We start from the raw sequence: 25,882 nt of genomic DNA, 5'->3' as shown, positions 1-25,882 counted from the left end.
AGCCGGACGGCCCGGCCTCCTACGGCTTGCGGGCCACCGCGCCGAACTGGGCGACCTCGGCCGCGGAGCCGGCCGGTTCCGTACGCCACCGGGCGCAGGACACGATGCCCGGATCCAGGATGTCCAGGCCGTCCATGAACGCGGCGAACTCGGCGCGGGTGCGGGCGGTGATCGGTGGGGTGGCGTTCTCGTTCCAGAAGCGCATCGCCGCCTCGTTGCCCTCGCCGCCCAGCTCCAGCGTGGGGTGCGTGAGAACCAGGTAACTGCCCGACGGCACCGCGTCCATCAGCTTCCGTACGATGCCCCGCGCCTCGCCGGTGTCCAGGACGAAGTTCAGGATGCCGAGCATCATCACCGCGACGGGCCGCGCCAGGTCGAGGGTGGGCTCGACGGAGCGCAGGATCCGCTCCGGGTCGTGGGCGTCCGCGTCGATGTACTCGGTGGCGCCCTCGGGCGAGCTCGTGAGCAGCGCCCGCGCGTGCGCCAGCACGATCGGGTCGTTGTCGACGTACACGACGCGGGAGCTGGGGGCGGTGTGCTGGGCGATCTCGTGTGTGTTGTTGAAGGTCGGCAGGCCCGTGCCGATGTCCAGGAACTGGCTGACGCCCACGTCCCCGGCCAGATGCCGCACTGCCCGGCCGAGGAACGCCCGGTCGGCGCGAGCCACTTCGGCGATGCTCGGATACATGCCGGTGATGTGGTCGCCGACCACCCGGTCCACCGGGTAGTTGTCCTTGCCGCCCAGCCAGTAGTTCCAGACGCGTGCGTTGTGCGCGACGTCGGAACGGACGCGGGCGGGGACGGGCGCGGTGCTGGGGTCGGTCACGTCTGCTCCTCCGGTGCCGGGCAGGGCATCACGGGCGATGCCGCGCTTCCATCATGCCGGACCGATCAAGGTGCTTCACGTGCAGGGGAGTTGGCGAGCAGAGCGTGCAGCGCGTCGACGCGGTTGGTGGTGATCGAGTCGACGCCGCGCCGGATGAGGCGGCGCATCGTGCGCTTGGTGTCGGCCGTCCAGGCGGAGACCAGCATCCCGTCCCGGTGCACCCGGTCCGTCAGTTCCCGGCTCACCAGTCCGAACCGGTAGTTCATCCAGCGGGGCTTCACGGCGTCCAGGAGCACGGCGCGCGGCGGCGCGAGCGTGTTCCACGTCAGCGCGATCTCGGCGGCCGGATCGGCGGCCCGGACGCGCAGCATCGCCCCGCCGCCCGCGCAGTAGTACACCCGGTCGGCCGCCCCGCACTCGTGCACCACGCCCACGATGGTGCGTACGGAGGCGTCGGTGCAGCCGGGCAGGTCGATCATCAGGCGGTGATCCGGCGTGGCGAGCAGCGCGTCGTGGAGCGTGGGTACGCCGCCCGACGTCAGCTCGTCCAGTTCCTCGTGGCGGAGCCGGTCGAGACGCCGCTCGTGGCCCCACAGCCGCTCCAGCGTGGAGTCGTGCAGCAGGACGGGCACGCCGTCGCGGGTGACGCGGACGTCGATCTCGACCGCGTCCGCCCCGTGTTCCAGGGCGGAGCGGACCGAGAGCAGCGTGTTCTCCCGGGCTCGGTACGGATCGCCGCGGTGGGCCACGGCGGTGACGGCGCGGGCGGTGTCGAGAGGGTGAACCATGGGGCCATTGTGGTGGTGCGGGGTTACGGGGCCGGGGTCTCCAGCCAGTTCGCCGTGTACGTGTCGATCTCGGCGGCCAGCGTCCGCTTGCCGGCCGCGTCGAGGTAGGACGCCTCCACCGCGTTCTTGGCGAGGTCCGCCACTCCGCGCTCGTCGAGGGCGAGGAGGCGGGCCGCCACCGCGTACTCGTTGTTGAGGTCGGTGCCGAACATCGGCGGGTCGTCGCTGTTGATCGTGACGAGTACGCCCGCCTCGACCATCTCGCGGACCGGGTGCCGTTCGATGTCGGCCACCGCGCGGGTGGCGATGTTCGAGGTCGGGCAGACCTCGAGGGCGATCCGGTGCTCGGCGAGGTGGGCCAGCAGCGCGGGGTCCTGGACGGAGCTGGTGCCGTGGCCGATGCGCTCGGCGCGCAGGGCGGTGAGCGCGTCCCAGACGGTCTGCGGTCCGGTGGTCTCCCCGGCGTGGGGCACCGAGTGCAGGCCCGCGGCGATGGCCCGGTCGAAATACGGCTTGAACTGGGGGCGGTCCACGCCGATCTCCGGCCCGCCGAGGCCGAAGGAGACCAGCCCTTCGGGCCGCAGGTCGACGGCGAGCCGGGTGGTCTCGGCCGCGGCCTCCAGACCGGCCTCACCCGGAATGTCGAAGCACCAGCGCAGGACGACGCCGAGCTCGGCCTCGGCGGCCTTGCGGGCGTCCTCGATGGCCTCCATGAAGCCGGCCTCCGGGATGCCGCGCCGGGTCGAGCTGAACGGGGTGACGGTCAGCTCCGCGTACCGGATGTTCTGGCGGGCCATGTCCCGGGCCACCTCGAAGGTGAGCAGCCGCACGTCCTCGGGGGTGCGGATGAGGTCCACCACGGAGAGGTAGACGTCGATGAAGTGCGCGAAGTCGGTGAAGGTGAAGAAGTCGGCCAGGGCTTCCGGGTCCGTGGGCACCTTGGAGTCGGGGTGGTGCGCGGCCAGTTCCGAGACGATGCGTGGAGAGGCGGAGCCGACGTGGTGGACGTGCAGCTCGGCCTTGGGCAGCCCTGCGATGAAGGGGTGCAGATCGTTCATCGGACTCTCCGGAAGTCTTGGCGTTCGGCGTCTTTCGGCCGGGAGTACCGGCCGCACCGATCATCGTATGCGGGGGTGGACGGCCGGAGGCCGGGCCGTAGCATGACGGGACCACGATGGGGGAGGCCCATGTCAGACAGCACAGAGCAGCCCGGGGGCGGGCCCGCGCCGCACGATCCCTGGGCGCCGCCGGACAGCCGGGTGGACCTGGGGAAGCCGGCCGCCGCCGGACCGCCGCCCGTGCACGACCAGCCGACCGTCAGCGCCATGCCGGGCCTGGGCAGCGGCCCCGTGCCCGGAGGCCAGGGATTCGGGCCGGGTAACGTCGGGGCCGGATACGGGCCGGGCGGCGCGGGCCCCGGATTCGGGCCCGGCGACACGGCCGTACCGCCGCCGCCTGTCGGTCCCAACGGCCCGGGCCAGCCCACTGCGCCCATGGGCCAGTACGGCTACCCGGCCGCGCCCGTCCCGCCGTACGGCGGCTACCCGGGATATCCCGGCTACGGCGCCCAGCCCGGCTGGGGCGGTGGCGCCCCGCCCGCGAACGGGCTGGGCACGGCCTCCATGGTGCTCGGCATCCTGGCCGTCTGCCTGTTCTGCCTCTACGGGATCCCGAGCCTGATCCTGGGCGTGCTCGCCCTGATCTTCGGCATCCTGGGGCGCAAGCGCGTGACCCGCGGCGAGGCCGACAACGGCGGTCAGGCCCTGGCCGGCGTCATCCTGGGGTCGATCGGTCTCGCACTCGGGGCGGCGATCATCGGTTTCTTCATCTGGCTGTTCGCCACGCACAGTGAAGAGTTCGACAACAACGAGTACGAGGACGATCCGTTCGCCACGTCGCTCGTGATCGGGACCAGCCGCTAGGACTGCCTGGCGCCCACATTCGCCGGACGGCTCGGGAAACGGCCGTCCGGCGAAGGGCTCAGCAGCCGTGAACGGTCAGAGCGCGCGCAGTCGCGCCCGCGCCTCCATGAGCGCGAAGCCGAGCAGATTGAGCCCCGCCCAGCGGGCCGGATCATTCGCCCTCGGGTCGTCCCAGGCGTGGCCGATGCCCCAGATGCGGTCAACGGGGCTCGCCTCGACCAACACCCGGTCCCCCGTCGACAGCAGATATCCGCGCAGCGCGGGATCCTGGCCGAATTTGTGGACGCTGCCCTCCACCACCAGGGCGAAGCGCTCGCGCACCCAGACGCTCTCGTCGAAGCCGCGCACCAGGCGGCCCACCTTCTTCGCCGCCGCCGGACTGCTCGCGGCCACGGCCTGTATCTCCGCCTCCTCGTCGCCGAAGAGCCGTGCCTTGCCGGCCATCATCCAGTGCTCGGCCGACGCGTAGGTCACCTCGTCGACGGTGAACGGCGACGGCCACCACTGGCTCAGACAGCTCGATCCGAGCCGGCCGTCGGGCCGCGGCCGATGCCCCCAGAACGGCAGGTACTTCACCTTCTCGCCACGCGCGAGTCTCGCCACAAGATCCTCGGTATGCCCCATGGCAGGTGAGTCTGGCATCCGCCACTGACACTACGTACGGGGATCTTCGTACCGACGCGACACATGGTCGACAGATTCCGTCGCGTAACCAAAAGGCAACAACGGAATCACTTGTTGGCATGGGGTCCCTCTGTCAGGATCGGCACTCAACTCGACCAGAAGCTACGCCGCCCCTGTTCAGAGGGGGAGCGGCGGAGGAGAGCGTCATGGGCAACGGCTTCCACGTGCAGGACCGCTTCGCGGGCGGCGCGCAGTACATCGGCGGAAAACTGCGGTCCGGTACATCGGGACGCCACCACGAGGTGGTGAACCCGGCCACGGGCGAGACGGTGTACCGCTACGAACTGGCCGGCACCGACGACGTCGACGCGGCCGTCGCCGCGGCGGCGGCCGCCTTCCCCGGCTGGTCCGGCGCCACTCCCGGCGAGCGTTCCGAGGCGATGCACCGCTTCGCCGCCGTACTCGCCGAGCAGGCAGACGACTTCGCGTACGCCGAGTCCCTCCAGTGCGGAAAGCCGCTCAAGCTCTCCACCGAGTTCGACGTGCCCGGCACCGTCGACAACGCGGCCTTCTTCGCGGGCGCCGCCCGTCATCTGGAGGGCAAGGCGGCGGCCGAGTACGACGGTGACCACACCTCGTACGTACGCCGCGAGGCGATCGGCGTCGTCGGCTCCATCGCTCCCTGGAACTACCCGCTCCAGATGGCCGCGTGGAAGGTGCTCCCGGCCGTCGCGGCGGGTAACACCATCGTGCTGAAGCCGGCCGAGATCACCCCCCTGACCTCGCTGATGTTCGCCCAGGCGGCCACCGAGGCGGGCATCCCCGACGGCGTGATCAACATCGTCACCGGCGCGGGCAGGGACGCGGGCGAACACCTCGTCGGACACCCCGACGTCGTCATGACCTCCTTCACCGGCTCCACCGCCGTCGGCAAGCGGGTCGCGGAGATCGCCACCTCCACCGTCAAGCGCCTCCACCTCGAACTGGGCGGCAAGGCCCCCTTCGTGGTCTTCGACGACGCGGACCTCGAAGCGGCGGTCAACGGGGCGGTGGCCGGCTCCCTCATCAACACCGGGCAGGACTGCACCGCCGCCACCCGCGCCTACGTGCAGCGGCCCCTCTACGACGCCTTCGTACGGGACGTCGCCGCGCTCATGGAGACCGTCCGGCTCGGCGACCCCTTCGACCCCTCCACGGACCTCGGCCCGCTGATCAGCCACGCCCAGCGTGACCGGGTCGCCGCCTTCGTCGAGCGCGCCCGTGCCTACGCCACCGTCGTCACCGGCGGCGAGGCCCCCGGTGGCGACCTCCGGGACGGCGCCTACTACCGGCCGACCCTGGTCGCGGGCGCCGCCCAGGACAGCGAGATCGTCCAGTCCGAGATCTTCGGACCGGTTCTCGTGGTCCTCCCGTTCGACACCGACGACGAGGGCATCGCCCTCGCCAACGACACCCCGTACGGCCTCGCGGCCTCCGCCTGGACCCGCGACCTGTACCGGGCGAACCGGGCCACCCGCGAGATCAAGGCGGGCTGTGTCTGGATCAACGACCACATCCCGATCCTCAGCGAGATGCCGCACGGCGGGTACAAGGCCAGCGGCTTCGGCAAAGACATGTCGGCGTACTCCTTCGAGGAGTACACGCAGGTCAAGCACGTGATGTACGACAACACCGCGGTCGCCCGCAAGGACTGGCACCGCACGATCTTCGGGGACCGATAGCAGCCGTCGCCTGACCAGCGGCCACACACCCGAAAGGGCAACGCGTATGGAGCAGTACGAGCCCGAGCACCTCTCTCCCGCCCAGCTGGCGGCCACGAGGCGAAGCCTGACCACGGGCAGGGGCGCCCTCACACGCCGTTCGATGCTGCGCGCCTCGGGCATGGGCGCCCTCGCGCTCGGCGGCCTGGGCACGCTCAGCGCCTGCGGCATCCCGCCCGCCAAGCGCGAGGGCGATGCCGCAGCCGCCTCGGACGACCACTCGGCGAAGGAGAAGCAGATCAGCTTCTCCAACTGGACCGAGTACATGGACGTCAGCGAGGACGAGAAGGGCCGTCCGACCCTGGAGGCGTTCACGAAACGCACCGGGATCGAGGTCAAGTACACCGAGGACATCAACGACAACGTCGAGTTCTTCGGGAAGATCAAGCCGCAGCTCGCGGCGGGACAGAACACCGGGCGCGACCTCATATGCGTCACCGACTGGCTGGCCGCGCGCATCATCCGCCTCGGCTGGGCGCAGAAGCTCGACCCGGCGAACCTGCCGCACGCCTTCGCCAACCTCGCGACCCAGTTCCGCACCCCGGACTGGGACCCGGGCCGCGCCTACTCGTACCCCTGGACCGGCATCCCCACCGTCATCGCCTACAACTCCAAGGCGACCGGGGGCCGCAAGGTCGACTCCGTCACGCAGCTGCTCGACGACCCCAAGCTCAAGGGCCGGGTGTCCTTCCTGTCCGAGATGCGCGACTCCGTCGGCATGACGCTGCTGGACATGGGCAAGGACCCCGGGACGTTCGACGACGCCGACTTCGACGCCGCGATCGGCCGCCTCCAGAAGGGCGTCGACAAGAAGCAGATCCGCCGCTTCACCGGCAACGACTACACCGCGGACCTGAGCAAGGGCGACATCGCCGCCTGTATCGGCTGGGCCGGGGACATCATCCAGCTCCAGGCCGACAACCCGGACATCAAGTTCTCGATCCCGGCCGCCGGTTACATCACCTCCAGCGACAACCTGCTGGTCCCCGCGAAGGCACGGCACAAGACCAACGCCGAGAAGCTCATCGACTACTACTACGAGCCGCCGGTCGCCGCCCAGCTCGCCGCGTACATCAACTACGTGTGTCCCGTCGACGGCGTACGCGAGGAACTCGCCAAGATCGACGAGTCGATGGCCGCGAACACCTTGATCCTCCCCGACAAGGAGATGGCCGCGAAATCGCGCGCCTTCCGTTCGCTCAGCTCCAAGGAAGAAACGGCGTACGAGGAGAAGTTCGCCAAGCTCATCGGCGCCTAGAGCCGGACCTTCCCTTCCCTCACCCGCCCTTCCACCACTGGGACTGCGACCCATGACTCAGCAGCAGACAACCGGCGGCGACGTCCGTCTCACCGGGATCAGCAAGACCTACGGCTCCTTCACCGCCGTGCATCCGCTCGACCTGACCGTCCCGCAGGGTTCGTTCTTCGCGCTGCTCGGCGCGTCCGGCTGCGGCAAGACCACCACGCTCCGCATGATCGCCGGCCTGGAGGAGGCGACGACCGGCACGGTCTCGCTCGGCGGCAAGGACATCACCGGCCTGCCCCCGTACAAGCGGCCCGTCAACACCGTCTTCCAGAGCTACGCGCTCTTCCCCCACCTGGACATCACCGAGAACATCGCCTTCGGTCTGCGCAGGCGCGGCATCAAGTCGGTCAAGAAGCAGGTCGACGACATGCTGGAGCTCGTCCAGCTCGGCGACTTCGCCCGCCGCAAGCCGCACCAGCTCTCCGGTGGCCAGCAGCAGCGCGTCGCCGTCGCCCGCGCGCTCATCAACCACCCGCAGGTGCTCCTCCTCGACGAGCCGCTGGGCGCCCTCGACCTCAAGCTGCGCCGTCAGATGCAGCTTGAGCTCAAGCGCATCCAGACCGAGGTCGGCATCACCTTCGTCCACGTCACGCACGACCAGGAGGAGGCCATGACCATGGCCGACACCGTCGCCGTGATGAACGGCGGACGGGTCGAGCAGCTCGGCGCCCCCGCCGATCTGTACGAGAACCCGCGGACCACCTTCGTCGCCAACTTCCTCGGCACCTCCAACCTCATCGAGGGCGAGGTCGTCGAGACCGGCACGGACATCGTCGTCTCGGCCGGCGGCGGAAAGCTCAGGCTGCCCGCAGACCGCTGCTCGACACCCGCCGCGACCGGCGGCAAGCTGCTCCTCGGCATACGCCCCGAGAAGATCTCCTTGGCGCACGCCGACGCCGCCGAGCGGATAGCCGACGGCCGCAACCGGGTCACCGGCCGGATCGTCGACTCCAGCTTCATCGGGGTCTCCACGCAGTACGTCGTGGAAAGCCCGGCGGGCAAGGCGCTCCAGGTGTACGAGCAGAACATCGAGCGCGACGCGCGGCTCGTCCCCGGCGCCGAAGTCGTCCTGCACTGGAATCCGGCGCACACCTTCGGCCTGGACGCCTCCCAGTCCATGCTTGCGGGGACGATGGGTGACGCCGGCGTGGAGACGGTGGAGGACGCGGCGTGACCGTCACCGAGGCGCCCCCCGCGCCACCCACCGCACTCAAGGTGCGCAAGCCCTCCGCCCGCAAGCGGCTCGTGCCCTACTGGCTGCTGCTCCCCGGCATCCTGTGGCTGATCGTCTTCTTCGCCGTGCCGATGGTCTACCAGGCATCGACCTCCGTACAGACGGGATCCCTGGAGAAGGGGTTCGAGGTCACCTGGCACTTCCAGACGTACTGGGACGCGCTGAAGGACTACTACCCGCAGTTCGTCCGGTCCCTGCTGTACGCCGGTTCCGCCACGATCCTGTGCCTGGTGCTCGGCTATCCGCTGGCCTACCTCATCGCGTTCAAGGCCGGCCGCTGGCGCAACCTGGTGCTGGTCCTGGTCATCGCCCCGTTCTTCACCAGCTTCCTGATCCGTACGCTCGCCTGGAAGACGATCCTCGCGGACGGCGGCGCGGTCGTGGACCTGATGAACACGCTGCACGTCCTGGACGTCACCAGCTGGCTCGGCTGGACCGAGTCCAACCGGGTGCTCGCCACCCCGATGGCGGTCGTCTGCGGTCTGACGTACAACTTCCTGCCGTTCATGATCCTGCCGCTCTACACCTCGCTGGAGCGGATCGACGGCCGGCTGCACGAGGCGGCGGGCGATCTGTACGCCACCCCCGCCACGACCTTCCGCAAGGTGACGCTCCCGCTCTCCATGCCGGGTGTCGTCTCCGGCACGCTGCTCACCTTCATCCCCGCCAGCGGTGACTACGTCAACGCGGAACTGCTCGGCTCCACCGACACCAAGATGGTCGGCAGCGTCATCCAGTCCCAGTTCCTGCGGGTCCTGGACTATCCGACCGCCGCCGCGCTCTCCTTCATCCTCATGGCGGTCGTCCTGCTGATGGTCACCTTCTACATCCGCCGCTCCGGGACGGAGGACCTGGTCTGATGCCCGCTCTGCGCTGGATTCGCCGCAACATGATCGTCATCGCGGGTCTGCTGACCCTCGCGTACATGATCGTGCCGAACATCGTCGTCATGGTGTTCTCGTTCAACAAGCCCAACGGGCGCTTCAACTACGCCTGGCAGCGGTTCTCGCTGGACGCCTGGAAGGATCCCTGCGGCGTCGCCGACTTGTGCGGCTCCCTCTCCCTGTCGTTCCGGATCGCGATCTGGGCGACGATCGGAGCGACCGTGCTCGGCACGATGATCGCCTTCGCGCTGGTCCGCTACCGCTTCCGGGCGCGCGGCGCGATCAACTCGCTGATCTTCCTGCCGATGGCCATGCCCGAGGTCGTCATGGCCGCCTCGCTGCTCACGCTCTTCCTCAACATGGGCGCGGAGCTGGGCTACTGGACCGTCCTGATCGCCCACATCATGTTCTGCCTCAGCTTCGTGGTGACCGCGGTCAAGGCACGGGTGATGTCGATGGACCCGAGGCTGGAGGAGGCGGCGCGTGACCTCTACGCGGGGCCCGTCCAGACCTTCGTCCGGGTGACCCTGCCGATCGCCGCGCCGGGAATCGCCGCGGGAGCGCTGCTCGCCTTCGCGCTCTCCTTCGACGACTTCATCATCACCAACTTCAACGCGGGCTCGACCGTGACCTTCCCCATGTTCGTCTGGGGATCGGCACAGCGCGGCACGCCCGTGCAGATCAACGTCATCGGCACGGCGATGTTCATCATTGCCGTGACGGTGGTCCTCGTCGGCCAGCTCGTCGCCAACCGACGGAAGAACAACGCGCAACCCTAGAAAGCTCTGAAGGAGTTGGAAACCATGGCCCCAGCTGCCATGCGTACTGCCGCACACTCGCTCGCCGGCGCCAAGCCGCTCGCGTACTGGCTCGACGACCCGGCGAAGCCGGAGGCGCTCCCCGCGCTCATCGGGGAGGAGCGCTGCGATCTCCTCGTCATCGGCGGCGGATACAGCGGTCTGTGGACCGCCCTGATCGCCAAGGAACGGGATCCCGGGCGCGATGTCGTCCTGATCGAGGGGCACGAGGCGGGCTGGGCCGCCTCGGGCCGCAACGGCGGATTCTGCGCCGCCTCCCTCACCCACGGCCTCCCCAACGGTGTGGAGCGCTGGCCGGACGAGATCCGGAAGCTGGAGGAGCTCGGGGCACGGAACCTCGACGCCATCGAGGCCGCCGTCGCCCGCTACTCCATCGACTGCGAGTTCGAGCGCACCGGCGAGATCGACGTCGCCACCGAACCGCACCAGCTCGAAGAGCTGCGTGCCTGGCACCGGGAGGCCACCGAACTCGGCTTCACCGGGCTGGAGTTCCTCGACCGGGAAGCGGTGCGGGCGGAAGTCGACTCGCCGACATTCCTGGGCGGGCTCCTGGACCGCAGCGGTGTCGCCATGCTGCACCCGGCGAAGCTGGCCTGGGGCCTGAAGCGGGCCTGTGCCGAACTCGGCGTGCGGGTGTACGAGCACACGCGGGGCCTCGACCTGGTGAAGTCCGGTCCGGGGATGGCGGTCCGCACCCCGTACGGGCGGGTCCTGGCGCGCAAGGTCGCGCTGGGTACGAACATCTTCCCCTCGCTGGTCAAGCGGGTGCGCCCGTACACCGTCCCGGTCTACGACTACGCGCTGATGACCGAGCCGCTCACCGAGGAGCAACTGGCCTCGATCGGCTGGAAGAACCGGCAGGGGCTCGGCGACAGCGCCAACCAGTTCCACTACTTCCGGCTCTCCGCGGACAACCGGATCCTGTGGGGCGGATACGACGCCGTCTATCCGTACGGGGGACGGCTGAGCGCCGACCTGGACCAGCGGCCGGAGACGTTCCTCAAGCTCGCGGGCCAGTTCTTCGAGTGCTTCCCGCAGCTCGCCGGTGTGCGCTTCAGCCACGCGTGGGGAGGGGCGATCGACACGTGCTCGCGCTTCTCCGCCTTCTTCGGTACGGCTCATCAGGGGCGGGTCGCCTACGCGGCCGGGTTCACCGGGCTCGGAGTCGGCGCGACCCGGTTCGGCGCCGACGTGATGCTCGATCTGCTCTCCGGTGAGCAGACGGAGCGGACTTCCCTGGAGATGGTCCGCTCCAAGCCCGTGCCCTTCCCGCCCGAGCCGTTCGCCTGGGCCGGCATCGAGCTGACCAAGCGGTCTCTGGCCAGGGCCGACAGCAACGGCGGACACCGCAATCTGTGGCTGAAGGCGATGGACCGGGCCGGCCTCGGCTTCGACAGCTGAACCCGGCCGGACCCATGTGATCCGGCTCACAGCCGACAAGTCCCCGAACCCGCGTAATGAACCGGGCGCGGCGCTCTCTCTCCTGTGAACGCACCGGCAGGTCCCTGCCGGTGCTCACAGGAACGGAAGGCACGCCATGACCGGCCCGGGGGCAAAGTCCGCAGTGGAGTGGCTCGCATCAGTGGCACCGGATCCCGACGCCTGCCGGTGGGAATGGGAGCGCAACCCGCAGGGGATCGCGCTCCTGCCCGCCGGCAGGCGCTGGGACGTGCTGATTCTTCCCGGGGAGCTCGGCTATCCGACCCTCGACGTCCTCACCCGCCTCATCGACCGGCCGGGACCGGTGCTCGCCGACTTCGGCGAGGCCCGGATGGGGTTCTTCGTGCCGCCGGGCACCGTCACCCGCTGGCTCGGCTCCGGCGTAAGAGGAGCAGGTCAGGGCACCTGGATCGTCGTTCCGTATCCCGGCCGCGCGTCCGGCGGAGTGCGCTGGCTCATCCCGCCGGACGGCTCCGGAACGCTGACCGACCCCTCCCTGCTGGAGCTCGCGATGCACGAGGCCGCCGGGTCCGCGGCGCGGGGCGGCGACGAGGGCTGACGCCCCCGGGGGCCGGTGAGCGGAGGGCAAGGGTGGTGGCCGCGCGCTGCCAGAGGTCTTGACAAGTTGATTGGTCTGGACCATGTTGTGGCGCGCCACCCCCCAATTCCCCCCTGCCCGGAGGCTGTTGTGGAACGTACGGGAACCCCCACCCGATGGTCGCGGCTTCTGGCCGCATGTGCGACGACCCTGCTCGCCGCGGCGGGACTGGTCGCGACCGCGCCGGCCGCGGGCGCCGCCGACGCCGAACTGGCACGCAACGGCGGCTTCGAGGCCGGTCTGGACGGCTGGAGCTGTACCGGAGGCAGCGGAGCCGTCGTCGGCACGCCGGTCCACAGCGGCACATCCGCGCTGAGGGGCACTCCGGCGGGCAGCGACAACGCCAAGTGCTCCCAGACCGTCGCGGTCAGACCCGGCTCCACCTACACGCTGAGCTCCTGGGTGCAGGGCGGTTACGTCTACCTCGGCGCGTCCGGCACCGGCACCACCGACGTCTCCACCTGGACGCAGTCGCCCGGCGTCTGGAAGCAGCTCACCACCACGTTCACGACCGGGGCCGCCACCACCTCGGTGACCCTCTACACCCACGGCTGGTACGGCACCCCGGCCTACTACGCCGACGACCTCAGCCTCATCGGCCCGGGCGGTGACCCGGTCACCCTGCCCGCCGTCCCCGCCGGGCTGAGGGCGGGCACGGCCACCTCCTCCTCCGTACCGCTCACCTGGAACGCGGCCTCCGGAGCGACCGGCTACCACGTCTACCGCGGCGGCACCAAGGTCCTCACCGTCACCGGCACCTCGGCCACCGTCACCGGCCTCACCGCCTCGACCGCGTACAGCTTCCAGGTCAGCGCGGTGAACGCCGCCGGTGAGTCCGCCAGGTCGGCCGCGGTCTCCGCCACCACGACGGCGGGCGGCGGCGGAGGGGGCGGTGGTCTGCCGGCCCACGCCCTCGTCGGCTATCTGCACTCCAGCTTCGCCAACGGCTCGGGCTACACGCGCATGGCGGACGTGCCCGACTCCTGGGACGTCATCAACCTCGCCTTCGGCGAGCCGACCTCCGTCACGTCCGGCGACATCCGCTTCTCGCTCTGCCCGGTCGCCGAGTGCCCGAACGTCGAATCCGCGGCCGAGTTCAAGGCGGCCGTCAAGGCCAAGCAGGCCGCCGGCAAGAAGGTGCTCATCTCCATCGGCGGCCAGAACGGCCAGGTCCAGCTCGCCACCACCGCCGCCCGCGACACCTTCGTCTCCTCGGTGAGCAGGATCATCGACGAGTACGGGCTGAACGGCCTGGACATCGACTTCGAGGGCCACTCCCTGTCGCTGAACACCGGCGACACCGACTTCCGCAGCCCGACCTCGCCGGTGATCGTCAACCTGATCTCGGCCGTGAAGACGCTCAAGGCGAAGTACGGCGCCGGCTTCGTGCTGACCATGGCCCCGGAGACCTTCTTCGTCCAGCTCGGCTACCAGTACTACGGCTCGGGCCCCTGGGGCGGCCAGGACCCGCGCGCCGGGGCCTACCTCCCGGTCATCCACGCCCTGCGCGACGACCTCACCCTGCTGCACGTCCAGGACTACAACTCGGGCTCCATCATGGGCCTGGACAACCAGTACCACTCGATGGGCGGCGCCGACTTCCACATCGCCATGACCGACATGCTCCTCACCGGCTTCCCGGTCGCCGGTGACCAGGCGAAGGTCTTCCCGGCACTGCGCCCCGAGCAGGTCGCCATCGGTCTGCCGGCCTCGACGCAGGCGGGCAACGGGCACACCTCACCCGCCGAGGTGAACAAGGCCCTGAACTGTCTGACGAAGAAGACCGACTGTGGCACGTACCAGACCCACGGCACCTGGCCCGCGCTGCGCGGACTGATGACCTGGTCGATCAACTGGGACCGCTTCAACCAGTGGGAGTTCTCGAAGAACTTCGACGCCTACTTCGGCGGCTGAGCGCCCACAGCGCCACCAGCAGGACCCCGCTCAGGCACCAGCTGGCGACCACGTCGAGCGGCCAGTGGTAGCCGCGCAGTACGAGACCGATGCTCGTCGCCGCCGTCAGCAGGACGGCGGCGGCGGGCATCATCCACGTGCGCTTCAGGTACGGGGCGAGGAGCATCGCCGCCGCCCCGTACGCCACCGCGGAGGTGGCCGTGTGGCCCGACGGGTAGTAGCCGGTCGCCTCGGTCAGCGGGCCCTGGCGGTCGGTCCACAGCTTCAGCGGGACCACCAGCGCGGGCACGGCGGCCATCGTGAGGGCCGCGTACAGGGGTTGCGGACGGTCGCCCCGCACCAGCGCGAAGACGATCGCGCAGAGCAGTACGGGGAGGGCGACCTGCATGTTGCCGAGGTCGGTGAAGACCTCCGCGACCGCCACGGGGCCGCGGCCGGCCAGCGCCCCGCCGACGCGCTCGTCCGGACCGAGCAGGGGGCCGTCGGCCACGACCTGCCAGGTGATGAGTCCGAAGACCGCGAGCAGCGAGGCCACGACGGTCAGGATTCCCGCGGGGGAGAAGAGAGGAGCCGGTGACCCAGGAACAGGGGGGGTTGTTCCTGGGTCACCGGCGGGATCGGTCTGCCGCGCGCCCCGGGGGGTGTGGGGCGGGCGGCCATCCGATCGGTGAGGAGTTCCGGAACCAGAGGCTCCAGTGGTGTGCGCGTGGGCACAACCGGGACGGCACCGGGGAAGCGCCGAACCGGAGTCGCCCGCAGTCTCCTGCGAGCGGCGTGTTTCTCTCATCTGCAGAAACCGTACGTCAGCCGGAGGGGGACCGACAGCCGGAAACGGATCCCGCCATCGGCCCCCCACACGTTCTTCACAGGCCCACACGCCTGGGCCGCCGCGTCCCCGCGTGTCCGCCTCGCGGCGTTCGGCGGGGATTCGCACGGATCAGACCGTGGCGAAAGCCTGCTCGATGATGTCGAGGCCCTCGTTCAGCAGGTCCTCGCCGATGACGAGCGGCGGCAGGAAGCGCAGGACGTTGCCGTACGTGCCACAGGTGAGGACCAGCAGACCCTCGGCGTGGCAGGCCTTGGCCAGGCCGGCGGCGGCAGCCGGGTTCGGGTCCTTCGTGCCCGACTGGACCAGCTCGATCGCGATCATCGCGCCGCGGCCGCGGATGTCACCGATGATGTCGCCGTTGGGGAGCTTCGACTGCATCTCGGCGAGGCGCCCCTTCATGACCTCCTCGATGCGCTTGGCCTTCGCGTTCAGGTCCAGCTCGCGCATCGTCTCGATGGAGCCGAGCGCGCCCGCGCAGGCCACCGGGTTCCCGCCGTACGTGCCACCGAGGCCGCCCGCGTGCGCGGCGTCCATGATCTCGGCGCGGCCCGTCACGGCGGAGAGCGGCAGGCCGCCCGCGATGCCCTTGGCGGTGGTGATCAGGTCGGGGACGATGCCCTCGTCCTCGCAGGCGAACCACTGGCCGGTGCGGCAGAAGCCGGACTGGATCTCGTCCGCCACGAAGACGATGCCGTTGTCCTTGGCGAACTGGGCGATCGCCGGGAGGAAGCCCTTGGCGGGCTCGATGAAGCCGCCCTCGCCGAGGACCGGCTCGATGATGATCGCGGCGACGTTGTCCGCGCCGATCTGTTTGGTGATCTCGTCGATGGCCTGCGCGGACGCCTCGGCGCCGGCGTTCTCGGCGCCGGTCGGCCAGCGGTAGCCGTACGCCACCGGGACGCGGTAGACCTCGGGCGCGAACGGACCGAAGCCCTGCTTGTACGGCATGTTCTTCGCCGTCAGCGCCATCGTGAGGTTGGTCCGGCCGTGGTAGCCGTGGTCGAAGACGACGACGGCGGTGCGCTTGGTGTAGGCGCGGGCGATCTTGACGGCGTTCTCGACGGCCTCGGCGCCCGAGTTGAACAGCGCGGACTTCTTCGCGTGGTCGCCCGGCGTCAGCTCGGCCAGCTGCTCACAGACCTCGACGTACCCCTCGTACGGCGTGACCATGAAACAGGTGTGGGTGAAGTCGGCGAGCTGCGCGGACGCGCGGCGTACGACGGCCTCGGCGGAGGCGCCCACCGACGTCACGGCGATACCGGAGCCGAAGTCGATCAGACGGTTGCCGTCGACGTCCTCGATGATCCCGCCACCGGCGCGGGCCGTGAACACCGGCAGGGTGGAGCCCACCCCCGCGGCGACCGCCGCGACACGGCGAGCCTGCAGCTCGACCGACTTCGGGCCGGGAATGGCGGTGACGAGGCTGCGCTCCTGCGGGACTGCGCTCATGAGGGGCTCCTGGGGGTGTTTCGTACGCTTCTCTTCCTGCAGGCTAGGGGCGGTGAGCGCCGACGGTCATACGCCGATCGGGAGTGGTGGGGGGCGTGTCCTTGTCCCATCCGGACAGATGGGTGTACGAGGCGGCGAAGTCACCGCTCCGGGACCGGCTCGGGTGCCTGGCTGAACTCCTGGTGCGGGCGCACTAGATTGACCGGGGCAGCGGACGGACCAGGCCGGTCAGGGGGCAGCGGTTCATGGACACCGAAGGCACGTACGGCGCACGGGACACACGGGCGAATCAGGTGCCCCGCCCGAGCGCGCCGCCGCCCGGCCCGCCCCCGCCCGCAGGTCTTCCACCGGCGGTGCCGCCGCCCCCGCCTCCTGCCGGGCCTCCGCCGGGCCCGCCGCGCCCGGACCGTGCCCCGGCCGCGGGCCCGCGCCCCGACGAGTGGCTGCGCACCCCGCGTCTCCCGCAGGCGCCCGGTGTGTGGAGGTACGGCCACACGCCCCGGCCGCCCGAGAAGCCGGACGAGGTCTCCGACCGGTCCCTCGTGGTCGGCACGGTGATCGCGGTCCTGTGCGGAGTGCTCGTCTGGTCCCTGTGGCGCAACGGGTACATCCCCTACCGCCTCGTCCCGCTGAAGCTCTTCACCCCCCGCGAGTGGTGGTACGTGGGCAGCGCGGGCGGTCCGCGGACCGTGGAGGGCGTCGACGCCCTGACGGTGTACGAGGCACTCCTGTTCGGGCTGCTCGTGTACGGCTGCGGGCGCCTGGGGAACTGGCCCGAGCTCTTCCGGCGGCATGTCGCCGGACGGGGGCAGCCCTTCCTCGCCGTGGCCACCGCCGCCATGGCCGGCGTCGCCCAGCTCCTCGTCTGGCAGGGCGCCGTGCCGCTCGTCAGGCCCGTCCTCATCCTGATCGCCTCCGTCGCGGGCGGTGAGGTCTTCCAGAGCCAGAGCGTCGTGAACGTGATCTACGTACTGATCACGGCAGCCGTCCTGTACCCGTTCGCCCGCCTGGGCCGCTGGCGCGAACTCCTCGCCGCCCGCCGCGAGGGCCCGTCCGGCGGTCAGGGCGCCGCTCCCGCCCCGGAGACGGCCCCCGACACGGACGCCGACCGGTGGCCCGAGCTGCGCGCGGCAGCGCAGACGGACGCCGCCGAGACGCTCACCGCCGAGGTGCGCGCCGGCCGGATGAACGACGTGGACTGCGCACGGCTGCGCCACGCCTGGACCGTCGCCCGCGCACACCCCGAGCGCCTCGCCGGATTCACCGACGCCGTCCTGCGCGCGGGGGGCGCCGCCGCCCTGCACCCCTCCGGTCACCGCGACCTGCCGGTGCGCACCGCGCGGCACGACGTCCTGACCGGTCAGGTGCGCGTCGGCAGGTGCGCCGACGACGCCCGTAACCCCTATGCGCGCCGTGGATCGGGCGTCGCCCTGGAACCCGGGACGCTCGGCACCTCCCTGCTCGCGGTGGGACCGCCCGGCTCGGGCAAGTCCGCCTCCCTCGTACGGCCCGTCGTCGAGTCCCTCGCGCTCCGGGCGCTCGCCGGCCAGGCCGCCGTGCTCGCGGTGGGCGGGGGCGGAGCCGCGTCCGGCCCCGACGAGGCGTACGACGTCGTGGTGCGGATCGGTGATCCCCGTTCCCTGCACGACTTCGACCTGTACGCGGGGACGACCGATCCCGACGAGGCCGCCGGGGTGCTCGCGGAGGGGCTCGTCGGCGATGTGTCCACGACGGACAGCCGGCGCGCGGCCACGGTGCTGGCCCAGCTGCTCGGCCCCTTCCGCGCGGTGCACGGCCGCTTTCCGGGCGTTCCCGAGCTGCGGGAACTGCTCGACGGCGCCCCGGACGCGCTCGCCTCGCTGCGCGGGGCGCTGGAGGCGGGCGGCCACGGAGGGATGCTGCGCGAACTCGAGGCCAGGACCCGGCAGGCGGGCGGCGCCGGGGACCCCGGGCCTGTGCTCGCCGACCGGATCGCGTTGCTCGACCGGCCCGCGTTCGCCGGATTCTTCGCCACCGGGGACGAGGGCCACCCGTTCTCGCTGCGCTCCCTGGGGCAGCTTCCGCTGCGGGTCCGTATCGATCTGCCGGAGCGCACCCACGCGGAGGCGTCACGGCTTCTCGCGCGGCTGGTCCTCGCCCAGTTCACCGCCGTCGCGGCGGCGCGCGGGGACCGGTCACTCTTCGTCTGCCTGGTCCTGGACGACGCGACGCACACGGTGACCCCGCAGACCGTGCGCGGAATCCGGCGGCTCCGGTCGGTCAACGCGGGCGCCGTCCTCACGCTCCGTACCGTCGACGACGTCCCGGAAGGACTGCACACCGCGCTGATGGGCGCCGTCGGCTGCTGCATGGCGTTCTCCGGCGTGACCACCTGGGACGGCAAGCGGTTCGCCGAGGTCTGGGGCAAGGAGTGGGTCTCCACCAGGGAGGTCGCCCAGCACACCGTCTTCGCCGACCAGCCCTTCACCCGCGCCCTGCACGCCCTGCGCAAGCTGGTGACCGGCAAGGCGGTGACGACGGACGCCGTGACCGTACGACAGGTCGAGCGGGAACGCTGGTCGGCCTCCGAACTGGCCTACTCGCTCCCCGCCGGGCACGCCGTCCTCTCCCTCACGACGGTGGACGGCGAGCACGCGCCACCGCTCCTGGTGGAGCTGGGAGGCTGAGCCGCCCTACCGGGCAGTAGCCCAGGTGGCGGCTCCACGGACTCTGCCGCCCTGGCAGAATCGAAGGAGCCGTTCGTACGGGACGGCGAAATCGATCCAGAGGGTCCGCCGTCCCATGCCCCCCACACTCGCCTCGCTCGCCCAGCACTCGGCGCTCAAGCTCAAGGTCCGCGCGGGGGCCGACCGCCTCGACACCCCGGTGCGCTGGGCGCACGCCAGTGAGCTCACCGACCCCGTGCCCTACATGGAGGGCGGGGAGCTCCTCCTCGTCACCGCCACCAACCTCGACGCCGAGGACGGTGCGGCCATGCTCCAGTACGTGCGACGGCTGGCCGCCGCCGGTGTCGCGGGGCTCGGCTTCGCCGTCGGCGTGAACTACGACGAGATCCCGCAGGCCCTCGTCGACGCCGCCGAGGAGGCCGGGCTGCCGCTCCTGGAAGTCCCGCGCAGGACCCCGTTCCTCGCCATCAGCAAAGCCGTGTCCGCGGCCATCGCCGCCGACCAGTACCGCGCCGTCACCGCCGGTTTCGAGGCCCAGCGCGAGCTGACCAAGGCCGCCGTCGCGGGCGACGGGCCCGGCGAACTCCTCACCCGCCTCGCCGCCCACGTCGACGGCTGGGCGGCTCTGTACGACACCTCCGGCGCCGTCGTGGCCGCCGCGCCCGACTGGGCCGCCAGACGTGCCGCCCGCCTCACCCCCGACGTGGAGCGCCTCCGGGACCGTCCCGCCCCGGCCAGCGTCGTCGTCGGCGACACCGACGACCGGGTCGAGCTCCAGTCCCTCGGCACAGGCCGCCGCGTCCGCGGCGCGCTCGCCGTCGGTACGGGCGCGGCACTCGGCACCGCCGAGCGGTACGCCGTGCACTCCGCGGTCGCCCTCCTGACGCTCACGACCGCACGCTCCCGCTCCCTCCAGGGCGCCGAACAGCGCCTCGGCGCCGCCGTGCTGCGCATGTTGCTCGCCGGACAGTCCGACCACGCCCGGGCCGTCGCCGGAGACCTGTACGGCGGACTGCTGGACGCCCCCTTCCGGCTGCTGATCGCGGAGGCGGCACCCGGGTCCACCCCCGAACTCCTCGCCGAGACCATGGAGGCCGCCGCGGCCCGCGCCGGGGAGGCGCTGCTGATGGTCCCCGAGGGCGAGCGGGTCGTCGTGCTCGCGGCGGACGGCGGTGCCGCCGTCACCTCCTGCGCCGGCTACGCCGAGGCCCAGGAGGGCCGCCCGGCCCGCGAACCCGGCACCGAGGACGGTGAGGTCGTCGTCGGCCTCTCCGCGCCCTGCGGCCCGATCGCCGTCGCCGCCGCGTACAAGCAGGCCGAGCAGGCCCTCTCGGTCGCCCGCCGTCGCGGCAGGGCCCTCGTCGAGCACGAGGAGCTGGCCGCGGGCTCCGTACTCCCGCTGCTCGCCGACGACGCCGTACGGGCCTTCGCCGACGGGATGCTCCGAGCCCTGTACGAGCACGACGCCAAGGGCCGCGGCGACCTCGTCGCCTCGCTGCGCGCCTGGCTCTCCCGGCACGGCCAGTGGGACGCGGCCGCCGCCGACCTGGGCGTCCACCGCCACACCCTGCGCTACCGGATGCGCCGCGTGGAGGAGATCCTCGGCCGGTCCCTGGACGATCCGGACGTCCGGATGGAGCTCTGGCTGGCGCTGAAGGTCACGACGGCCGCGGCGTCGGGCGCTCCCGGAGCTTCCGGCACCCCCGCGACCTGATCCCCGACAAAGCGGAGCATCGACGGGGCCCTGTGCTCCACGCCGGACAAACGTCATCCGCGTCCGGCCGCCCTACGGTGGGGGAGCAGCACACCCACGAGCTTCACGACCTCCGAAGGGCCGGACCCGCCATGACTTCCACCCACGCCTTCTGGCTGGCCGGCCGCCAGGCCACCGGCGAGGACAGCTTCGACGTCACCAACCCCTGGGACGGCCGTCTCGTCGGCACGGTCAGCGTGCCCACCGACGCGCAGACCGAGGAAGCCGTCGCCGCCGCGCACGCCGTCCGCGAGGAGTTCGCCACGACCCCGGCCCACGTCAGGGCCGCCGCGCTCGACCACGTCGTACGCCGCCTCGTGGAGCGCACCGAGGAGATCGCCCAGCTGATCTCCGCCGAGAACGGCAAGCCCATCAAGTGGGCCCGCGGCGAGGTCGGCCGCGCCGTCTCCGTCTTCCGCTTCGCCTCCGAGGAGGCCCGCCGTTTCAACGGCGGCGACGCCCAGCGCCTGGACACCGACGCCGGCGGCACCGGCCGTCTCGGGCTGACCCGGCGCTTCCCGCGCGGCACCGTCCTCGGGATCTCGCCCTTCAACTTCCCGCTCAACCTGAGCGCGCACAAGGTCGCCCCGGCCATCGCCGTCGGCGCCCCGATCATCCTCAAGCCCGCCCCGGCGACCCCGATCTCCTCGCTGATCCTGGGTGAGCTGCTGGCCGAGACCGACCTCCCGGCCGGTTCCTGGTCCGTGCTGACGGTCCCCAACGACCGTATGCCGGCCCTCGTCCAGGACGAGCGGCTGCCCGTGATCTCCTTCACCGGGTCCGGCCCGGTCGGCTACTCGATCATGGATTCGGTCCCGCGCAAGCACTGCACCCTGGAACTCGGCGGCAACGGAGCGGCGGTCGTCCTCGGCGACTGGGCCTCCGAGGAGGACCTGGACTGGGCCGCGACCCGTATCGCGACCTTCTCCAACTACCAGGGCGGCCAGTCCTGCATCTCGGTGCAGCGCGTCATCGCGGACGCCTCGGTCTACGACCGCCTCGTCCCGAAGATCGTCTCGGCCGTCGAGGCCCTGGTCACCGGTGACCCGTCCGACGCCACCACCGACGTCGGCCCCCTGGTCAGCGAGGACGCCGCCAAGCGCGTCGAGTCCTGGGTCGACGAGGCCGTCCAGGCCGGTGCCGCACTGCTCACCGGCGGCAAGCGCGACGGGGCGACGTACGCCCCGACCGTGCTCACCGAGCTCCCGGACAACGTCACCCTCTCGGGCGAAGAGGTCTTCGGCCCGGTCCTGTCCGTGCAGAAGGTCGACGGCGAGGCGGAGGCCTTCGCCGCCGTCAACTCCTCCAAGTACGGCCTCCAGGCCGGCGTGTTCACCCACGACCTGCAGACCGCCTTCCGCGCCCACCGCGCCCTGGAGGTCGGCGGCGTGATCATCGGTGACGTCCCCTCGTACCGCGCGGACCAGATGCCCTACGGCGGCGCCAAGCAGTCCGGCGTCGGCCGTGAGGGCGTGCGCTACGCGATGGACGACTACACCTACGAGCGCGTCCTCGTCCTCACCGGCCTCGCCCTGTAGGACACCCCGAACGGCCGCCTGCCTTCCGCCCGGACAGCGATCGCAGCAGGCGGCACGACGAACGGCCGCAGCCCACTGTGCGGGGGCTGCGGCCGTTCGCGCACCCTGCCGCAGGGGTGGTGGGACCGGGGCACATCGGGTACATACGGACGAGTGGGCCGACCGGAGAAAACGCGCCGGCCGGTCCCCGACGACCCGGCCCCACCCGAACCGAGAAGCGGCGAGGTGAGTTCCTCATGTCCGCCCCACCCGCACCACCCGAACCGTCCCAGGCGCCCAAAGTCACCGAACGCGAAGCGCGCAGGGTGGCCGAGGCCGCCCGTGAGCAGGACTGGCGCAAGCCCAGTTTCGCCAAGGAGCTCTTCCTCGGCCGCTTCCGGCTCGACCTGATCCACCCCCATCCCCTCCCGGCCGAGGAGGACGTGCGTCGCGGCGAGAAGTTCCTCGCCCGGCTGCGTACCTTCTGCGAGACGAGGATCGACGGCGCGCTGATCGAGCGGGAGGCCAGGATTCCCGACGAGGTGATCAACGGCCTCAAGGAACTCGGCGCCCTCGGCATGAAGATCTCCACCGACTACGGCGGCCTCGGCCTCACCCAGGTGTACTACAACAAGGCCCTCGCCCTGATCGGCTCGGCCAGCCCCGCGCTCGGCGCGCTGCTGTCCGCGCACCAGTCGATCGGAGTACCGCAGCCGCTGAAGATCTTCGGCACGCAGGAGCAGAAGGACGCCTTCCTGCCCCGGCTGGCCAGCACGGACATCTCGGCGTTCCTCCTCACCGAACCCGACGTCGGGTCCGACCCGGCCAGGCTCGCCACCACCGCCGTGCCCGACGGCGAGGACTACGTGCTCGACGGCGTGAAGCTGTGGACGACCAACGGGGTCGTCGCCGACCTGCTGGTCGTCATGGCCCGCGTCCCGGAGTCCGAAGGCCACAGGGGCGGGATCACCGCCTTCGTCGTCGAGGCGGACGCCCCGGGGATCACCGTGGAGAACCGCAACGCCTTCATGGGCCTGCGCGGCCTGGAGAACGGCGTCACGCGCTTCCACCGGGTCCGGGTCCCCGCCGCCAACCGCATCGGCCCCGAGGGCGCGGGCCTCAAGATCGCCCTGACCACCCTCAACACCGGCCGCCTCTCGCTGCCCGCCATGTGCGTGGGAGCGGGGAAGTGGAGCCTGAAGATCGCCCGCGAATGGTCGGCGGCGCGGGAGCAGTGGGGCCGGCCCGTCGCCCGGCACGAGGCCGTCGGCGCGAAGATCTCCTTCATCGCCGCGACCACCTTCGCGCTGGAGGCCATCGTCGACCTGGCCTCGCAGATGGCCGACGAGGACCGCAACGACATCCGCATCGAAGCCGCGCTGGCGAAGCTGTACGGCTCCGAGATGGGCTGTCTGATCGCCGACGAGCTGGTCCAGATCCGGGGCGGCCGCGGTTTCGAGACCGCCGACTCCCTCGCCGCCCGTGGCGAACGGGCCGTCCCCGCCGAGCAGTTGCTCCGTGACCTGCGGATCAACCGGATCTTCGAGGGCTCCACGGAGATCATGCATCTCCTGATCGCCCGCGAGGCCGTCGACGCCCACCTCAAGGTGGCGGGGGACATCATCGACCCCGAGAAACCGTTGTCGGCCAAGGCGAAGGCGGGTGCCAACGCGGCGGGCTTCTACGCCCGCTGGCTCCCGAAGCTGGTCGCAGGACCGGGACAACTGCCGCGCACGTACGCCGAGTTCCACCCGCCCGGACATCCGGACCTGTCCACCCACCTGCGCTACGTCGAACGCTCCTCCCGCAAACTGGCCCGCTCCACGTTCTACGCGATGTCCCGCTGGCAGGGCCGCATGGAGACCAAGCAGGGCTTCCTCGGCAGGATCGTCGACATCGGCGCGGAGCTCTTCGCGATGAGTGCCGCCTGCGTCCGCGCCGAACTCCTGCGCACCACCGGCGAACACGGCCGCGAGGCGTACCAACTGGCCGACGTCTTCTGCCACCAGTCCCGCATCCGGGTAGAGGAACTCTTCACCCGCCTGTGGTCCAACACGGACGACCTCGACCGGCGCGTGGTCGACGGGGTCCTCTCCGGGACGTACACCTGGCTGGAGGAAGGCGTCGTCGACCCGAGCGGCGACGGCCCGTGGATCGCCGATGCCACCCCCGGCGCCTCGACGAAGGAGAACGTCCACCGGCCCATCCGCTGAGCCGTGACGGCGGGGCACGTCCACGCGCTGGACGTGCCCCGCCGTCGTGTCCGCCGCACGGCAGGATGGCTGCCGTGACCGTCATCCACATCCCCGGCTCCAAGTCCGTCACCGCCCGCGCGCTGTTCCTGGCCGCCGCCGCCGACGGCACCACCACCCTCGTACGCCCCCTGCACTCGGACGACACCGAGGGCTTCACGGAGGGGCTGACCCGCCTCGGCTACACCGTGACCCGCGAGCAGGACCGCTGGCACATCGAGGGGCGCCCGGCCGGCCCCGCCGTCGCCGAAGCAGATGTGTACTGCCGTGACGGGGCCACCACCGCCCGCTTCCTGCCGACGCTCGCCGCCGCCGCCGCCTCCGGCACGTACCGCTTCGACGCCTCCGCGCAGATGCGCCGCCGCCCCCTCGCCCCGCTCACCGAGGCCCTGCGCACCCTGGGCGTCGAGCTGCACCACGAGGCGGCCGAGGGCCACCACCCGCTGCGGATCGAGGCGTCGGGCATCAAGGGCGGCGAACTGACCCTGGACGCGGGGGAGTCGTCGCAGTACCTCACCGCCCTTCTCATGCTCGGACCGCTCACCTCCGAGGGCCTGCGCATCGACGTCACCGAACTGGTGTCGGCGCCGTACATCGAGATCACCCTCGCGATGATGCGCAGCTTCGGTGTCGAGACGGTCCGGGAGGGCGACACCTTCACCGTCCCGCCCGGCGGATACCGGCCCACCACGTACGCGGTCGAACCGGACGCCTCCACCGCGAGCTACTTCTTCGCCGCCGCCGCGCTCACCGGACGCGAGGTGACCGTGCCCGGCCTCGGCCGGGACGCGCTCCAGGGCGACCTGCGCTTCGTCGACGTCCTGCGCCGCATGGGCGCCGACGTCCGTACGACGGCGGACGCGACGACCGTCGGCTCCACCGGCACCCTGACGGGCCTCACGGTCAACATGCGTGACATCTCCGACACGATGCCGACGCTGGCGGCCATCGCGCCGTTCGCCTCCTCGCCCGTCCGTATCGAGGACGTCGCCAACACCCGGGTGAAGGAGTGCGACCGGCTCGACGCCTGCGCCGACAACCTCCGGCGCATGGGCATCACCGTGCACACGGGCCACGACTGGATCGAGATCCACCCCGGCACCCCCCGTGCCACCGAGATCACCACTCACGGCGACCACCGCATCGTCATGTCGTTCGCCGTCACCGGTCTGCGCGCACCGGGCATGACGTACGACGACCCCGGCTGCGTACGCAAGACGTTCCCCCGCTTCCACGAGACCTTCGCGGATTTCGCTGCCACCGGGGCCAGTTAGGGTTTCCGGGCCTCGTCGTCCACAGGAG

20 protein-coding genes are annotated in these 25,882 nt (G+C 71.2%); 14 read left to right on the top strand and 6 right to left on the bottom strand.

The window, feature by feature from the left end:
- Positions 1-19: 19 nt before the first annotated feature.
- From AB0C82_RS00335 to AB0C82_RS00325, 3 genes are all read right to left on the bottom strand, one after another.
- Positions 20-826 (bottom strand): SAM-dependent methyltransferase, encoded by an 807-nt coding sequence (locus AB0C82_RS00335; RefSeq protein ID WP_362834617.1) that lies wholly within the window; start codon positions 824-826, stop codon positions 20-22.
- Between the two features lie 65 nt (positions 827-891).
- Positions 892-1,614: a glycerophosphodiester phosphodiesterase gene (locus AB0C82_RS00330; protein WP_362834615.1), complete on the bottom strand. Its 723-nt coding sequence runs from the start codon at positions 1,612-1,614 to the stop codon at positions 892-894.
- A 23-nt stretch (positions 1,615-1,637) separates the two neighbouring features.
- Positions 1,638-2,672 carry an adenosine deaminase gene (locus AB0C82_RS00325; protein WP_362834613.1) on the bottom strand — a complete coding sequence of 345 codons (1,035 nt, stop codon included), beginning with the start codon at positions 2,670-2,672 and terminating at the stop codon, positions 1,638-1,640.
- Between the two features lie 129 nt (positions 2,673-2,801).
- Here AB0C82_RS00325 and AB0C82_RS00320 point away from each other — a divergent pair, with 129 nt between their 5' ends.
- Positions 2,802-3,536, top strand: a complete 735-nt coding sequence (locus tag AB0C82_RS00320) for a DUF4190 domain-containing protein (RefSeq protein WP_362834611.1) — start codon at positions 2,802-2,804, stop codon at positions 3,534-3,536.
- Between the two features lie 75 nt (positions 3,537-3,611).
- Here the strand turns inward: AB0C82_RS00320 and AB0C82_RS00315 are convergent, their stop codons facing one another.
- On the bottom strand, positions 3,612-4,160 hold the full coding sequence (locus AB0C82_RS00315) for an NADAR family protein (protein ID WP_362834609.1): 549 nt from the start codon (positions 4,158-4,160) through the stop codon (positions 3,612-3,614).
- 206 nt (positions 4,161-4,366) lie between these two features.
- On the opposite strand from AB0C82_RS00315, the gene AB0C82_RS00310 reads away from it, so the two are divergent.
- From AB0C82_RS00310 to AB0C82_RS00275, 8 genes are all read left to right on the top strand, one after another.
- The gene (locus AB0C82_RS00310) at positions 4,367-5,881 is read left to right on the top strand and encodes a gamma-aminobutyraldehyde dehydrogenase (RefSeq protein WP_362834607.1); all 1,515 of its coding nucleotides are present in this window, start codon (positions 4,367-4,369) and stop codon (positions 5,879-5,881) included.
- Positions 5,882-5,927: 46 nt separating this feature from the next.
- Positions 5,928-7,178 (top strand): spermidine/putrescine ABC transporter substrate-binding protein, encoded by a 1,251-nt coding sequence (locus AB0C82_RS00305; protein ID WP_362834605.1) that lies wholly within the window; start codon positions 5,928-5,930, stop codon positions 7,176-7,178.
- Between the two features lie 52 nt (positions 7,179-7,230).
- Positions 7,231-8,400: an ABC transporter ATP-binding protein gene (locus AB0C82_RS00300; protein ID WP_362834603.1), complete on the top strand. Its 1,170-nt coding sequence runs from the start codon at positions 7,231-7,233 to the stop codon at positions 8,398-8,400.
- Complete coding sequence (locus AB0C82_RS00295; RefSeq protein WP_362834601.1) at positions 8,397-9,320, top strand: ABC transporter permease; 924 nt, start codon at positions 8,397-8,399, stop codon at positions 9,318-9,320. Before AB0C82_RS00300 ends, AB0C82_RS00295 begins: the two co-directional genes overlap by 4 nt.
- A complete protein-coding gene (locus tag AB0C82_RS00290) occupies positions 9,320-10,123 on the top strand; it encodes an ABC transporter permease (protein ID WP_362834599.1) in 804 nt (267 codons plus the stop codon). Before AB0C82_RS00295 ends, AB0C82_RS00290 begins: the two co-directional genes overlap by 1 nt.
- A gap of 24 nt (positions 10,124-10,147) precedes the next feature.
- A complete protein-coding gene (locus AB0C82_RS00285) occupies positions 10,148-11,563 on the top strand; it encodes an FAD-dependent oxidoreductase (protein WP_362834597.1) in 1,416 nt (471 codons plus the stop codon).
- 136 nt (positions 11,564-11,699) lie between these two features.
- A complete protein-coding gene (locus AB0C82_RS00280) occupies positions 11,700-12,161 on the top strand; it encodes a hypothetical protein (protein WP_362834595.1) in 462 nt (153 codons plus the stop codon).
- Between the two features lie 129 nt (positions 12,162-12,290).
- Positions 12,291-14,114: a glycoside hydrolase family 18 protein gene (locus AB0C82_RS00275; RefSeq protein ID WP_362834593.1), complete on the top strand. Its 1,824-nt coding sequence runs from the start codon at positions 12,291-12,293 to the stop codon at positions 14,112-14,114.
- Here the strand turns inward: AB0C82_RS00275 and AB0C82_RS00270 are convergent.
- Together AB0C82_RS00270 and gabT are read right to left on the bottom strand one after the other, a co-directional pair.
- The gene (locus AB0C82_RS00270; RefSeq protein ID WP_362834591.1) at positions 14,065-14,901 is read right to left on the bottom strand and encodes a phosphatase PAP2 family protein; all 837 of its coding nucleotides are present in this window, start codon (positions 14,899-14,901) and stop codon (positions 14,065-14,067) included. The genes AB0C82_RS00275 and AB0C82_RS00270 overlap by 50 nt on opposite strands.
- Before the next feature lie 150 nt (positions 14,902-15,051).
- Complete coding sequence (gene gabT, locus AB0C82_RS00265; RefSeq protein ID WP_362834589.1) at positions 15,052-16,392, bottom strand: 4-aminobutyrate--2-oxoglutarate transaminase; 1,341 nt, start codon at positions 16,390-16,392, stop codon at positions 15,052-15,054.
- Between the two features lie 245 nt (positions 16,393-16,637).
- On the opposite strand from gabT, the gene AB0C82_RS00260 reads away from it, so the two are divergent.
- The 5 genes from AB0C82_RS00260 to aroA all read left to right on the top strand — a co-directional run bounded on the left by AB0C82_RS00260 (position 16,638) and on the right by aroA (position 25,854).
- Complete coding sequence (locus AB0C82_RS00260; RefSeq protein WP_362834587.1) at positions 16,638-19,058, top strand: ATP/GTP-binding protein; 2,421 nt, start codon at positions 16,638-16,640, stop codon at positions 19,056-19,058.
- A 115-nt stretch (positions 19,059-19,173) separates the two neighbouring features.
- Positions 19,174-20,772, top strand: coding sequence for a PucR family transcriptional regulator (locus tag AB0C82_RS00255; RefSeq protein WP_362834585.1), 1,599 nt, complete (start codon positions 19,174-19,176; stop codon positions 20,770-20,772).
- Between the two features lie 131 nt (positions 20,773-20,903).
- Positions 20,904-22,349, top strand: coding sequence for an aldehyde dehydrogenase family protein (locus AB0C82_RS00250; RefSeq protein WP_362834583.1), 1,446 nt, complete (start codon positions 20,904-20,906; stop codon positions 22,347-22,349).
- A 236-nt stretch (positions 22,350-22,585) separates the two neighbouring features.
- Positions 22,586-24,541 (top strand): acyl-CoA dehydrogenase family protein, encoded by a 1,956-nt coding sequence (locus AB0C82_RS00245; protein ID WP_362834581.1) that lies wholly within the window; start codon positions 22,586-22,588, stop codon positions 24,539-24,541.
- A 74-nt stretch (positions 24,542-24,615) separates the two neighbouring features.
- The gene (gene aroA, locus AB0C82_RS00240; RefSeq protein ID WP_362834579.1) at positions 24,616-25,854 is read left to right on the top strand and encodes a 3-phosphoshikimate 1-carboxyvinyltransferase; all 1,239 of its coding nucleotides are present in this window, start codon (positions 24,616-24,618) and stop codon (positions 25,852-25,854) included.
- Positions 25,855-25,882: the final 28 nt, after the last annotated feature.

It is taken from the genome of Streptomyces sp. NPDC048560 (genome assembly GCF_040650955.1).
Lineage (GTDB): Bacteria > Actinomycetota > Actinomycetes > Streptomycetales > Streptomycetaceae > Streptomyces.
Note: the sequence above shows the minus strand (reverse complement) of the source record. Positions and strands in the feature narration are given on the sequence as shown.